This window comes from Mesorhizobium muleiense (assembly GCF_900099905.1).
GTDB classification, from domain to species: domain Bacteria; phylum Pseudomonadota; class Alphaproteobacteria; order Rhizobiales; family Rhizobiaceae; genus Mesorhizobium; species Mesorhizobium muleiense.
In genome coordinates this window covers 125815-137899 of the sequence record NZ_FNEE01000006.1, presented here as the reverse complement: position 1 = coordinate 137899, position 12085 = coordinate 125815, and the positions used below count along the sequence as shown (strand labels likewise).

Here is a 12085-nt window from a genome sequence, read left to right as displayed (position 1 = left end):
GTCAAACGCGACGCGCTTTAGGGCATATCCGGGGGAACAATGGCTTACGGCATCGTCTTGGCGCTGGTGTTCGGCTATCTGCTCGGCTCGATCCCGTTCGGCCTCCTGATCACCCGTGCCGCCGGCCTTGGCGACGTCCGCAACATCGGCTCCGGCAATATCGGCGCCACCAATGTGCTGCGCACCGGCAACAAGGGCCTGGCTGCCGCCACGCTGCTGCTCGACGCGCTGAAAGGCACGGCGGCGGTGCTGATCGCCGGTTACTTTGCCCCGGAGCTCGGGCTCTGGGCCGGCTTAGGCGCCTTCTTCGGCCATCTCTTCCCGGTCTGGCTCGGTTTCAAGGGCGGCAAGGGGGTCGCTACCTATCTCGGCGTGCTGATCGCTCTTGCCTGGCAGGTGGCGCTGATCTTTGCGGTCGTCTGGCTGGCCATGGCTTTCCTGTTCCGCTATTCCTCGCTGGCGGCGCTGACAGCAGCAATCGTCGTGCCGATCGCGCTCTATGTCCTCAGCACGCCCGAGATTGCCGGGCTGTTCGCGCTGATGAGCCTGATCGTCATCATAAAACACCGGGCCAACATTACCCGGCTGCTGGCCGGCACCGAGAACAAGATCGGAGCCAGGGAGTGAGCCAGCGCGCCGCCGGGACGCGGCTCAGCGACCGGCAGCGGTTGAGCTGGCTTCGTTTGATCCGCACGCCGAATGTCGGTGCGGCCACCTTTCGCGACCTGATCAACCGTTTCGGCTCTGCCGAGACGGCGCTCGAGATGCTGCCCGAGCTGATGGTTTCGGGCGGCGCCAGAAAGATCGTCCGCATCCCGACGGTGGCCGAGGCCGAGGCGGAACTGGAGACCGCACGGCGCGCCGGCGCCCGCTTCGTCGGCATTGGCGAGGCCGACTATCCGCCGCTGATGAAAAGCATGGACCATCCGCCGCCGCTGCTCGCGGTCAGGGGCGAAGGCGCGGTGTTCCGGCTGCCGGCGGTCGCCATAGTCGGCGCCCGCAACGCCTCGCTGGCCGGCATCAAGATGGCGCGGACGCTCGCCGCCGAACTCGGCCGCGACGGTTTTGGCATCGTCTCCGGCCTGGCGCGCGGCATCGACACGGCGGCACATCAGGGCAGCCTTGCGTCAGGCACGATCGGTGTGCTGGCCGGCGGCCTCGACCTGCCCTACCCGCCCGAAAATGCCGCTTTGTGCAACGAGATTGCCGAGCGCGGCGGTGCCATCATTTCAGAGATGCCGTTCGGCTGGCAGCCGCGCGCCCAGGATTTTCCACGCCGCAACCGCCTTGTCGCCGGTGCGGCATTGGGGCTGGTCGTGGTCGAGGCGGCGCTGCGCTCCGGCTCGCTGATCAGCGCCAGGCTTGCCGGCGAGATGGGCCGGCTGGTCTTCGCCGTCCCCGGCTCGCCGCTCGATCCGCGCGCCGCCGGCGCCAACGCCTTGCTCAAGGACGGCGCCACCCTGGTCACCGAGGCATCGGACATTACCGGTGCGATCGCGCCGCTGGTCGGCAAACTGGCGCCAAGGACGCGGCTGCTCGAAGAGCCGCCCGACTTTTCGGCAACACCGCCACCCGGCGAAGACGACCGCGCCCGCGTCATCGAAGCGCTCGGCCCAACGCCGGTGGCGATCGACGAAATCATCCGCCACACCGGCCTGCATCCCGCCCAAGTTTTCATGGTGCTGCTGGAACTCGACCTCGCCGGCCGGCTGGAGCGCCACGCCGGCGGCAATGTCTCGCTGGTGTGATCGAGACGATTCTTGAGAGAACCCGGCTCGACGCCGCTGGAAAACCCAAGCGTCATGAAGCATCTCGCTTTAGACCGGGAACAGGAACGCTAATCTGTTGATTTTCAGGGAAAAAATGGTGAGCGCGCAGGGATTCGAACCCTGGACCTACTGATTAAAAGTCAGTTGCTCTACCGGCTGAGCTACGCGCTCCCGCGGGCTCAGGATGCCGCCCTCGAAATTGCGCGGAACATAGGGAGAGTGTCACGAACGGTCAACCGGAAAAAGAGGCCTCGCGAGCCAGACTTTTCGCGGTCTGCTGACGCCTCGCAAACCGTCTCGACAAGATCGGAGTGGCTGTCTCGCACAAATGCCGAGACCTATTACAAATCAGCAGCTTGCTATTTTTTGCGGAACAATTGCGCAACATCCCCGTTTTTATCGCTACAAGGGACGACGCGTTCAAGGAGATGACCATGAACAGGATCATGTCGGGCTTGCTGGCGACCGTGCTGTCAGCGTCGTTCGCTGTAGCGCAGATCGTGCCGGTCAACGCCCAGCCCATCTATGTGCCGCTAGGCCAGAATGTCTCGTCGGATGTCCAGACTGTCGAACACAGACGGTGGAGGCGTGGTTTCGGCCGCGATTTCTCCCGTCGCGATTTCCGCCGTGAGTTCCGTCGCGATTTTTCCCGTCGCGATTTCTCCCGTCGCGATTTCCGCCGTGAGTTCCGTCGCGATTTTTCCCGTCGCGATTTTTCCCGCCGCGATTTTCGTCGTTTCGCCGGTGACGATTTCAGGTACTATCGCGGCTATCGCGGCTATCGCTATTATCGTCCTGGCTATCGTCGCTACAACGACTACTGGTTCCCGCTGGCGGCCTTCGCCACTGGCGCGCTGATCACCGGCGCAATCATCAACAACCAGAGCCGCCGCATCTATCGCGGCGATGCCCACGTGGAGTGGTGCTACAGTCGCTACAGATCTTACCGGGCCTACGACAACACGTTTAAGCCTTACTACGGCCCCCGCCGGCAGTGCATCTCGCCCTATTGATAAGCCAGGGCAGAGTTGAATAAGCTTGTTGAAGAGCCTGCGCCGGCAACGGCGCAGGCTTTATCCTTCCGGTGCGCGAATCTACAGCGGGCTCAGTGTCCGGCGCACAGCATGGCGCCAACCCGCCAGCTTTGCGGAACGGACTGATGCATCCATGTCCGGTCGAAACCGTCGCTCCAGCGCCCAGCTCCTGGCGAATTCCCTTGTCTTCGGCCAGACGCCCGCCTTCGAGCCGGCCAGCCATGCCGCGCCGAGCGCCGTCGTCTCCAGGATGGTCGGACGGTCGACCGGCGCATCGAGGAGGTCGGCCAGCCGCTGCATCGTCCAGTCCGACGCCACCATGCCGCCATCGACCCTGAGAACGGTCTTCGCTGACGCGCCCTTCCAGTCCTTGCGCATCGCATCGAGCAGGTCGCGCGTCTGGAACGCGACGGATTCGAGCGCCGCACGGGCAAATTCCGCCGGACCCGAATTGCGGGTCAGCCCAAAAATGGCGCCGCGCGCCTCGGCATCCCAATGCGGCGCGCCAAGCCCGACGAAAGCCGGCACCAGGTAGACTTGTTGAGTCGGGTCGGCGCTCGCCGCCAGCACGCCGCTCTGCTCGGCCTTGCCGATCACCTTGATGCCGTCGCGCAGCCATTGGACGGCAGCACCGGCGATGAAGATCGACCCTTCCAGCGCATAGGTGGTCTTGCCGTTCAGCCTGTAGGCAATGGTCGTCAGCAGGCGGTTCTTCGAGCGCACCAGATCGCTGCCGGTGTTGAGCAGCGCGAAGCAGCCGGTGCCATAGGTCGATTTCATCATGCCCGGCTCGAAACAGGCCTGGCCGATGGTCGCCGCGTGCTGGTCGCCGGCTACACCGAGGATCCTTATCTCTGCGCCGAACAGGCTTTTCTCTGTGATTCCATAATCGTCGGCGCAATCCTTCACCTGCGGCAGCATTCTTGCCGGTATACCGAGAATGGCCAGGAGCTCGTCGTCCCAGGCATTCTTTTCGATGTTGTAGACCAGCGTGCGCGAGGCGTTGGTGGCATCGGTGGCGTGAACCTTGCCGCCGGTCAGCCGCCAGATCAGAAAGCTGTCGATGGTGCCGGCCAGCAATTCGCCGTTCTCGGCGCGTTTTCTGGCGCCCTTCACCTTGTCCAGCATCCAGGCGATCTTCGTGCCGGAGAAATAGGGATCGAGCAGCAGGCCGGTCTTCCTGGTGAACTTCTTCTCCAGTCCCTGCTTCTTCAATTTCTGGCACAGCGGCGCGGTGCGGCGGTCCTGCCAGACGATCGCGTTATGGATCGGCCTGCCGGTCGCCCTGTCCCAGATGACGACGGTCTCGCGCTGGTTGGTGATGCCGATTGCCGCGACATCCGATGCATCGCGGCCGGCGCGCTTCAGCGCAGCTTTCGCCGTCGCCAAAACACTCGACCAGATTTCCTCCGGATCATGCTCTACCCAGCCGGAGGCCGGATAATGCTGGGTGAATTCCTTCTGGCCGCTGCCTACGACCTTCATGTCACCGTCGAACAGGATTGCCCGGCTCGACGTCGTCCCCTGGTCGATTGCTAGGATAAAGCCAGTCATTCTCACTCCCTCGGCGCAAACAGGGGAGACGGCAAGATGCCGCCTCCCCCGATTGGTGCGATGCGGGCGCGAACGCCCGGACCGATGCTCAGTTGCTCCAGCTCTTGACCAGCTCGTCGTAGTTGATGGTCTGCGGTTTGTCCTTCTCCGGCTCGATCTTCAGCTGCGGCGCGAGATTGCCCTTGGCGACGGCATCGGCGTTCCACTCCTCGAGGGTTTTCTCCTCGGCGAGTTTCGGTCCGATGTCGCCCTGCACGCCGGCGCGCTCGAGGCGCTCAAGCACCTCTTCCTGCTCGGCACAGAGCGAGTCCATCGCCTCCTGCGGAGTTTTGGCACCCGACGAGGCGTCGCCGATCGCCTGCCACCAAAGCTGTGCCAGCTTCGGATAGTCAGGGACGTTCGTACCCGTCGGCGACCACTGGACGCGGGCCGGCGAGCGGTAGAACTCGATCAGGCCGCCGAGCTTCGGGGCGCGGTCCGTGAAGCTCTTGTGCTGGATCGTGCTCTCGCGGATCAGCGTCAGGCCGACATGGGCTTTCTTGACGTCGACTGTCTTCGAGGTGACGAACTGCGCGTAGAGCCAGGCTGCCTTGGCGCGGTCGTCAGGCGTCGACTTGAGCAGCGTCCAGGAACCCACGTCCTGGTAGCCGAGCTTCATGCCGTCCTTCCAGTACACGCCATGCGGCGACGGAGCGAAGCGCCATTTCGGCGTACCGTCCTCGTTCACGACAGGAAGGCCTTCCTCCACCATGTTGGCGGTGAAGGCCGTGTACATGAACATCTGCTGGGCAATTTCGCCCTGCGCCGGAACTGGTCCGGATTCCGAGAAGGTCATGCCCTGGGCAGCGGCCGGAGCGTAAGCCTTCATCCAGTCGAGATATTTCTGGATGGCATAGACCGACGCCGGACCGTTGGTGTCACCGCCGCGAGCCACGCAGGAACCGACGGGCCGCGACTTCTCGTCGACCTTGATGCCCCATTCGTCAACTGGAAGACCATTCGGCAGCCCCTTGTCACCATTGCCGGCCATCGAAAGCCAGGCATCGGTGAAGCGCCAGCCGAGCGACGGGTCCTTCTTGCCGTAGTCCATATGGCCGTAGACCTTCTTGCCGTCGATCTCGCGGCCGGTGAAGAATTCGGCGATGTCCTCATAGGCCGACCAGTTGACAGGAACACCGAGGTCGTAGCCGTACTTCGCCTTGAAGTCCGCCTTGTTCTTCTCGTCGTTGAACCAGTCGTAGCGGAACCAGTAGAGGTTGGCGAACTGCTGGTCGGGCAGCTGGTAAAGGTCGCCGTCCGGAGCCGTCGTGAACTTGGTGCCGATGAAGTCGGCGAGGTCGAGGTTCGGGTTGGTGACGTCCTTGCCCTCGTTCGCCATCCAGTCGGTCAGGCTGCGTGCCTGCTGGTAGCGCCAATGGGTGCCGATCAGGTCGGAGTCGTTGACATAGGCGTCGTAGATGTTTTCGCCCGACTGCATCTGCGTCTGCAGCTTTTCGACAACATCGCCTTCGCCGATCAGATCATGGGTGATCTTGATGCCGGTGATGTCGGTGAACGCCTTGGCCAGCGTCGCCGATTCATAAGAGTGCGTCGCGATGGTTTCCGAGACGACCTTGATGTCCATGCCCGCAAAGGGCTTTGCAGCATCGATGAACCACTGCATCTCGGCTTCCTGGCCGGCGCGATCGAGCGTCGACAGGTCCTTGATCTCGGCGTCGAGAAACGCCTTGGCTTCGTCCATTCCGGCATAGGCCTGGCCGGCTCCGAGGAGCAGGACCAGAGCAGTCGTTGACGTCAGAAATTGCCTTCGCATGTATTTCCTCCACTGTTCAGTTCCAAGTGCTATCTGGAGCAGCCCCCGGGGATGCTCCAACAGTTTCCCCCTCTATACGTAGCGGAACACGCCGATGGCGTAGACCACGGAGAGAGCGAGAGCCCACCACAGGTTGGGTCCGACAAGACCCAGCCAAGCGAGATGGATAAAGGCGCTGCCAAGCAGCGATAGGAAGAGACGGTCGCCCCGCGTCGTCTCGAAGCGCAAGACGCCGATGCGCGGATTGCCGCCAGGCGAGGCATATTCCCAGACCGCCATGCCGCAAAGCAGCAGGAAGATGGTGCCGAAGAAGGCGGCGGTCGGCCAGGTCCAGGCCATCCAGGAGAAGCTCATGATCAAACCCTCCCCAGGGCAAAGCCCTTGGCGATATAATTTCGCACGAACCAGATGACGAGCGCGCCCGGAAGGATGGTGAGCACGCCGGCTGCAGCGAGCACACCCCAGTCGAGGCCCGAGGCCGAGACCGTGCGCGTCATGATCGCGGCGATCGGTTTTGCCGCGGTCGTGGTCAGCGTCCGCGCGATCAGCAGCTCCACCCACGAGAACATGAAGCAGAAGAAGCAGGCCACGCCGACACCGCTGGCGATCAGCGGCATGAATATCCTGAGGAAGAAGCGCGGGAAGGAATAGCCGTCGATATAGGCGGTTTCGTCGATTTCCTTCGGCACGCCCGACATGAAGCCTTCAAGAATCCAGACCGCCAGCGGCACGTTGAACAGGCAGTGCGCCAGCGCCACGGCGATGTGCGTGTCGATCAGGCCGAAAGCCGAATAGAGCTGGAAGAACGGCAGCGCGAACACCGCCGGCGGCGCCATGCGGTTGGTCAGCAGCCAGAAGAACAGATGCTTGTCGCCGAGAAAACGGTAGCGCGAGAAAGCATAGGCTGCCGGAAGCGCCACGGCGACGGAAATCACCGTGTTCATAACCACATAGATGATCGAGTTGATGTAGCCCCTGTACCAGGACGGATCATTGAAAATGACCGCATAATTGGCAAGCGTCGGGTTTCTCGGCCAAAGCGAGAAGGCGCCGAGGATCTCCTGGTTGGTCTTGAAGCTCATATTGACCAGCCAGTAGATCGGCAGCATCAGGAAGATGATGTAGATCGTCGGCACCAGCCACCAGAACCGCGACTCCTCGCCGCGCCGCCGCATCTTGCGGGCCAGCGCGGCGTTCGCCGTCTGCGCTTCCGCTGTAGCGGGGGTTTGCCGCATCAGCGTTCGTTCGTTGGCCGTGGTTTCGTCGAGGCGCGCCATCTCACCGCTCCGCATCGTAGGCTGTCATGACGGTGTAGAACACCCAGGACAGAAGCATGACAATCAGGAAATAGATGATCGACATGGCCGCCGCCTCACCGAGGTTGAACTCGCCTATGGCCAGCTTCACCAGATCGATCGACAGGAAAGTGGTGGTGTTGCCAGGCCCGCCGCCGGTGACGACGAACGGTTCGGTATAGATCATGAAACTGTCCATGAAGCGCAACAGAACCGCGATCAGCAGCACCCGGTTCATCTTCGGCAACTGGATGTAGCGGAAGATCGCCCAGCGCGACGCCCCATCGATCTTGGCAGCCTGGTAATAGGCGTCGGGGATCGAAACCAATCCTGCGTAGCAGAGCAGGACTACGAGGCTCGTCCAGTGCCAGACGTCCATGACAATGACGGTGATCCAGGCGTCGAACGGGTCGTTGACATAGTTGTAGTCGAAGCCGAGCGCGCGCAGCGTATATCCGAGCAGGCCGATATCGACGCGGCCGAACACCTGCCAGATCGTGCCGACGACGTTCCACGGGATGAGCAGCGGCAGCGCCATCAGCACCAGGCAGACCGGAACGCCCCAGCCCTTCTTCGGCATGTTGAGCGCAATGAAGATTCCGAGCGGAATCTCGATGACCAGGATGATGGCTGAGAAGACCAGGTTGCGGCCCATCGCTTCCCAAAACCGGTCGGAATGCAGGATTTCCTCGAACCATTCCGCGCCCGCCCAGAAGAAGACGTTGTTGCCGAAAGTGTCCTGCACCGAATAATTCACGACCGTCATCAGCGGGATGATCGCCGAGAAAGCCACCAGCAACAGCACCGGCAGCACCATGAACCAGGCCTTGTTGTTCCAGGTCCTTCCCATGCTCAGCCTCCCATCTCGACGCGCCAGGAATCGGCATAGATGTTGATGCCGGCCGGGTCGAAAGCGATCTTCGGATCGGCGGGAATGTCCTCGTCCTCGCCGACAATCGCCGCGATGTCGCGGCCTTCGAAACTGGCGCGCACCACCTTGTGGCGGCCGATATCCTCGACCTTGCGGATTGAAACCGGCATGCCGCTGGCGCCAAGCCTGACATATTCGGGGCGGATGCCGAGTTCGATCGCACCGGTGATCCCGGCCTTGGGCGCGCCCGGCAATTCGATCGTCTGGCTGCCGAGCCGCGCGCTCCTGCCTTCGACCGCGACCGGCATGACGTTCATGCCCGGCGAGCCGATGAAATAGCCGACGAATGTATGCTTGGGGCGCTCGAACAGTTCGGCTGGCGAGCCGATCTGAACGATCTCGCCCTCATACATGACGACGACGTTTTCGGCGAAGGTGAGCGCCTCGGTCTGGTCGTGCGTGACATAGACCATGGTGAAGCCGAAGCGCCTGTGCAACTGCTTCAACTGCGAACGCAGCACCCATTTCATATGCGGGTCGATGACGGTCAGCGGCTCGTCGAACAGGATCGCGTTGACATCGGAGCGCACCAGCCCGCGTCCGAGCGAGATCTTCTGCTTCTGGTCAGCCGTCAGCCCCCTCGCCTTTCGCTTGGCCATGTCGGCCAGACCAGTCATGTCAAGAGTTTCACGCACCTTGCGGTCGACGTCGGGTTCCGCAACGCCGCGGTTGCGCAGCGGGAAGGCCAGATTGTCGTAGACGGTCATGGTGTCGTAGATGACCGGGAACTGGAACACCTGAGCTATGTTGCGCTCCTGCGTCGACAGATTGGTGACGTCCTTGCCGTCGAACAGAAGCTCGCCGTGCGACGGATACAACAGGCCGGAAATGATGTTGAGCAGCGTGGTCTTGCCGCAGCCCGACGGCCCCAGCAGCGCATAGGCGCCGCCGTCCTCGAAGGCGTGATGCACCTCCTTCAGCGCATAGTCCTTGTCCGACTTCGGATGCGGCCCGTAGGCGTGGCGGATGTGATTGCAGTCGATGCGCGCCATGTGCCCTCCTCCTCAAGCCGCCAGCATCTGTGGCGGCGCGGCCGAGCGGCCGTTCGCGTCGAACACCATGATGTGCCGCGGGTCGATGAACACCTCGATGGTCTGGTCCGGCTCGAACACCAGGATGCCGTGCTCAAGCATGACCCAGCGGACATCGGCGAAATCGAGATGCACGAAACTTTCAGAACCGGTGATCTCGGTGACCGAGACCTTGGCTCTCACCGCCACCGCCGACGGGCTCGGCCGGGCAAGGGAGAGATGGTGGGGCTGGAAGCCGATCGTGTAACTCGTATCGGCAATACCGACGAGTTCAGCCGGCACCGGGAGGCTCACCCCACCTTCAAGAAGGAAGCTCGAACCGCTCTTCTTCAGCACGATCGTGTTGAGCGGCGGATCGGCGAACGTCCTGGCCGTGACGAGGTCGTTCGGCCTGCGGAAGACGCCGATCGTCGGGCCGAACTGGGTGATGCGGCCTTCGGAAAGCGTCGCCGTGTTGCCGCCGAGCAGCAAGGCTTCGTGCGGCTCGGTCGTGGCGTAGACGAAGATGGTGCCGGTTGCCGCAAAAATCTTCGGCAATTCCGCGCGCAACTCCTCGCGCAGCTTGTAGTCGAGGTTGGCGAGCGGCTCGTCGAGCAGCACGAGGCTGGCGTTCTTGACGATGGCGCGCGCCAGCGCGGTGCGCTGCTGCTGGCCACCGGAGAGGCTGAGCGGCGTGCGGTCGAGAAAGGGCGTCAGCTTGAGAAGGGCTGCGGCATTGCGCACCTCCTTGTCGATCCTTGCCCGCTCGGCACCGGCCACCCTCAGCGGCGAGGCGATATTCTCGTAAACGGTCATCGCCGGATAGTTGATGAACTGCTGGTAGACCATGGCGACGTTGCGCTTCTGCACCGGGATGCCGGTGACATCCTTGCCATCGAACCAGACCGAGCCGGATGTCGGCACGTCAAGGCCGGCCATCAGCCGCATCAGGCTGGTCTTGCCGGAAAGCGTCGGCCCGAGCAGGACGTTGAGCGAGCCATGCTGAAGCGTCAGCGACACGTCGCGTATGTGCTCCGCCGCGCCGACCGTCTTCGACACGTTTCTCAGTTCCAGCATGATGCCTCCTCCCAGGCTTTCTGCATGACTATTCGGCAGCCGCGACATGGCGCCGGCTTATCCCGCGCATGAATTCGTCGAGCGCTGCCGCCTGCTCGCGGCTCAGTTGCAGGCCGCGCTTGGTCCTGCGCCACAATACATCTTCGGCCGTCATCGCCCATTCATTTTGAACGAGGTAGCGTACCTCGGCCTCGTAGAGATCGGCGCCAAAGTTGCGGCCAAGGTCGGCATTCGACCTGGCGAGGCCCAGCAGCATCCTTGCGCGAGTCCCGTAAAGCCGGGTCAGGCGGCGCGCCAGACGCGCATCGAGGAACGGATAGGCCGTTTTCAGTTTCGCCACTTCGGCGTCGAAGCCGCTCGCCGGGAAATCGCCGCCCGGCAGCGGCGCGTTTGCCGTCCACGGCTTGCCGCGCTTGCCGAGAAAACCCTCGATTTTCTCGAGCATCGATTCCGACAGCCGGCGATAGGTGGTGATCTTGCCGCCGAAGGTGTTGACGATCGGCGCCGTGCCTTCGCCGCCGTCGGTCTTCAGCACATAATCGCGGGTCGCTTCCTGCGCCTTCGAGGCGCCGTCGTCATAAAGCGGGCGCACGGCGGAATAGGTCCAGACGATGTCCGAACGCTTGACCGGTTGCGCGAAATATTCGCTCGCCGCAGCACAGAGGTAATCGATCTCGGCATCGCTGATCTTCACGTCGCGCGGGTCGCCGGAAAAGTCCTGGTCGGTGGTGCCGATCAGCGTGAACTCTTCCTCGTAGGGGATGGCAAAGATGATGCGGCCATCCTTGTTCTGAAAGAAATAGGCGCGCGGATCGTCGAATTTCTTGCTGATGACGATATGGCTGCCCTGTACCAACCGGACATTGTGCACGTCGTTCAACCCGACCGTAGCCGACAGCACGTGGTCGACCCATGGGCCGGCGGCGTTGACCAAAAGCCGCGCCTTGACCTCCTCGGTGTCGCCGGTCTGCGTGTTTTGCAGCCTGACCGTCCAGAACTCGCCTTCACGGCGTGCGTCGACGACTTTCGTGCGGGTTCGTATCGTTGCGCCGCGATCGGCGGCGTCGCGGGCGTTCAACGCCACCAGCCGCGCATCGTTGACCCAGCCGTCGGAATATTCGAAGGCCTTGCGAAACAACGGCTTCAGCGGCTTGCCGGCTGGGTCGTTTGCCATGTCCAGCGTCCTGGTCGCCGGCAGCAATTTGCGCCCGCCAATGTGGTCGTAGAGGAAAAGGCCGAGCCTGATCAGCCAGGCCGGGCGCAGGCCCTTGGCATAGGGCAGCACGAAGCGCATCGGCCAGATGATGTGCGGCGCGTTCTTCCAGAGGATCTCGCGCTCCATCAGCGCCTCGCGCACCAAGCGGAACTCATAGAACTCCAGATAGCGCAAGCCGCCATGGATCAGTTTGGTCGAGCCCGAGGACGTGCCGCTGGCCAGATCGTTCATCTCGGCAAGAAACACCGAGAAGCCGCGCCCAACCGCATCGCGGGCAACGCCGCAGCCGTTGATACCGCCACCGATGACGAAGATGTCATGGATCGGGGATGCGCTCACAAAAAGTCCTCCCGGATTTCGCATTGCAGCATTTTTAGGTTTTTACG

At 62.7% G+C, this 12085-nt stretch carries 11 protein-coding genes and 1 tRNA gene; 3 read left to right on the top strand and 9 right to left on the bottom strand.

The features are described 5' to 3' along the window. The first annotated feature begins 39 nt into the window (after nucleotides 1-39). Both plsY and dprA read left to right on the top strand, forming a co-directional pair. A complete protein-coding gene (plsY, locus tag BLT09_RS13620; RefSeq protein WP_091593741.1) occupies nucleotides 40-627 on the top strand; it encodes a glycerol-3-phosphate 1-O-acyltransferase PlsY in 588 nt (195 codons plus the stop codon). After that, on the top strand, nucleotides 624-1748 hold the full coding sequence (dprA, locus tag BLT09_RS13615) for a DNA-processing protein DprA (protein WP_091593740.1): 1125 nt from the start codon (nucleotides 624-626) through the stop codon (nucleotides 1746-1748). Before plsY ends, dprA begins: the two co-directional genes overlap by 4 nt. A 116-nt stretch (nucleotides 1749-1864) precedes the next feature. Here dprA and BLT09_RS13610 read toward each other — a convergent pair. Continuing rightward, a tRNA-Lys gene (locus BLT09_RS13610) sits at nucleotides 1865-1940 on the bottom strand. 263 nt (nucleotides 1941-2203) lie between these two features. Between BLT09_RS13610 and BLT09_RS13605 the strand changes: the two genes are divergently transcribed. Next, nucleotides 2204-2782 carry a BA14K family protein gene (locus BLT09_RS13605; RefSeq protein WP_091594029.1) on the top strand — a complete coding sequence of 193 codons (579 nt, stop codon included), beginning with the start codon at nucleotides 2204-2206 and terminating at the stop codon, nucleotides 2780-2782. An 81-nt stretch (nucleotides 2783-2863) separates the two neighbouring features. Here BLT09_RS13605 and glpK read toward each other — a convergent pair whose 3' ends face one another. The 8 genes from glpK to glpD all read right to left on the bottom strand — a co-directional run bounded on the left by glpK (nucleotide 2864) and on the right by glpD (nucleotide 12038). Further along, complete coding sequence (glpK, locus tag BLT09_RS13600; RefSeq protein WP_091593738.1) at nucleotides 2864-4357, bottom strand: glycerol kinase GlpK; 1494 nt, start codon at nucleotides 4355-4357, stop codon at nucleotides 2864-2866. 88 nt (nucleotides 4358-4445) lie between these two features. Beyond that, complete coding sequence (locus tag BLT09_RS13595; RefSeq protein WP_091593736.1) at nucleotides 4446-6170, bottom strand: ABC transporter substrate-binding protein; 1725 nt, start codon at nucleotides 6168-6170, stop codon at nucleotides 4446-4448. 72 nt (nucleotides 6171-6242) lie between these two features. Continuing rightward, nucleotides 6243-6524, bottom strand: coding sequence for a DUF2160 domain-containing protein (locus BLT09_RS13590; RefSeq protein ID WP_023801186.1), 282 nt, complete (start codon nucleotides 6522-6524; stop codon nucleotides 6243-6245). Nucleotides 6525-6526: 2 nt separating this feature from the next. After that, entirely contained in the window at nucleotides 6527-7405 is an 879-nt protein-coding gene (locus BLT09_RS13585) for a carbohydrate ABC transporter permease (protein ID WP_413468417.1), read from the bottom strand. A 43-nt stretch (nucleotides 7406-7448) separates the two neighbouring features. Continuing rightward, complete coding sequence (locus BLT09_RS13580) at nucleotides 7449-8315, bottom strand: carbohydrate ABC transporter permease (protein WP_091593734.1); 867 nt, start codon at nucleotides 8313-8315, stop codon at nucleotides 7449-7451. A gap of 2 nt (nucleotides 8316-8317) precedes the next feature. Continuing rightward, complete coding sequence (locus BLT09_RS13575) at nucleotides 8318-9388, bottom strand: ABC transporter ATP-binding protein (RefSeq protein WP_091593732.1); 1071 nt, start codon at nucleotides 9386-9388, stop codon at nucleotides 8318-8320. A 12-nt stretch (nucleotides 9389-9400) separates the two neighbouring features. Continuing rightward, nucleotides 9401-10483, bottom strand: a complete 1083-nt coding sequence (locus BLT09_RS13570; RefSeq protein WP_091594025.1) for an ABC transporter ATP-binding protein — start codon at nucleotides 10481-10483, stop codon at nucleotides 9401-9403. A 28-nt stretch (nucleotides 10484-10511) separates the two neighbouring features. Beyond that, the gene (gene glpD, locus BLT09_RS13565) at nucleotides 10512-12038 is read right to left on the bottom strand and encodes a glycerol-3-phosphate dehydrogenase (protein WP_091594023.1); all 1527 of its coding nucleotides are present in this window, start codon (nucleotides 12036-12038) and stop codon (nucleotides 10512-10514) included. Nucleotides 12039-12085 lie beyond the last annotated feature (47 nt).

Bases quoted from the DNA above. Each gene is read 5' to 3' on its own strand.
- BLT09_RS13575 (WP_091593732.1), bottom strand. From the start codon at position 9,388: ATGGCGCGCATCGACTGCAATCACATCCGCCACGCCTACGGGCCGCAT.
- BLT09_RS13570 (WP_091594025.1), bottom strand. From the start codon at position 10,483: ATGCTGGAACTGAGAAACGTGTCGAAGACGGTCGGCGCGGCGGAGCAC.
- BLT09_RS13580 (WP_091593734.1), bottom strand. From the start codon at position 8,315: ATGGGAAGGACCTGGAACAACAAGGCCTGGTTCATGGTGCTGCCGGTG.
- BLT09_RS13595 (WP_091593736.1), bottom strand. From the start codon at position 6,170: ATGCGAAGGCAATTTCTGACGTCAACGACTGCTCTGGTCCTGCTCCTC.
- plsY (WP_091593741.1), top strand. From the start codon at position 40: ATGGCTTACGGCATCGTCTTGGCGCTGGTGTTCGGCTATCTGCTCGGC.
- BLT09_RS13590 (WP_023801186.1), bottom strand. From the start codon at position 6,524: ATGAGCTTCTCCTGGATGGCCTGGACCTGGCCGACCGCCGCCTTCTTC.
- BLT09_RS13605 (WP_091594029.1), top strand. From the start codon at position 2,204: ATGAACAGGATCATGTCGGGCTTGCTGGCGACCGTGCTGTCAGCGTCG.
- BLT09_RS13585 (WP_413468417.1), bottom strand. From the start codon at position 7,405: ATGCGGCAAACCCCCGCTACAGCGGAAGCGCAGACGGCGAACGCCGCG.
- glpK (WP_091593738.1), bottom strand. From the start codon at position 4,357: ATGACTGGCTTTATCCTAGCAATCGACCAGGGGACGACGTCGAGCCGG.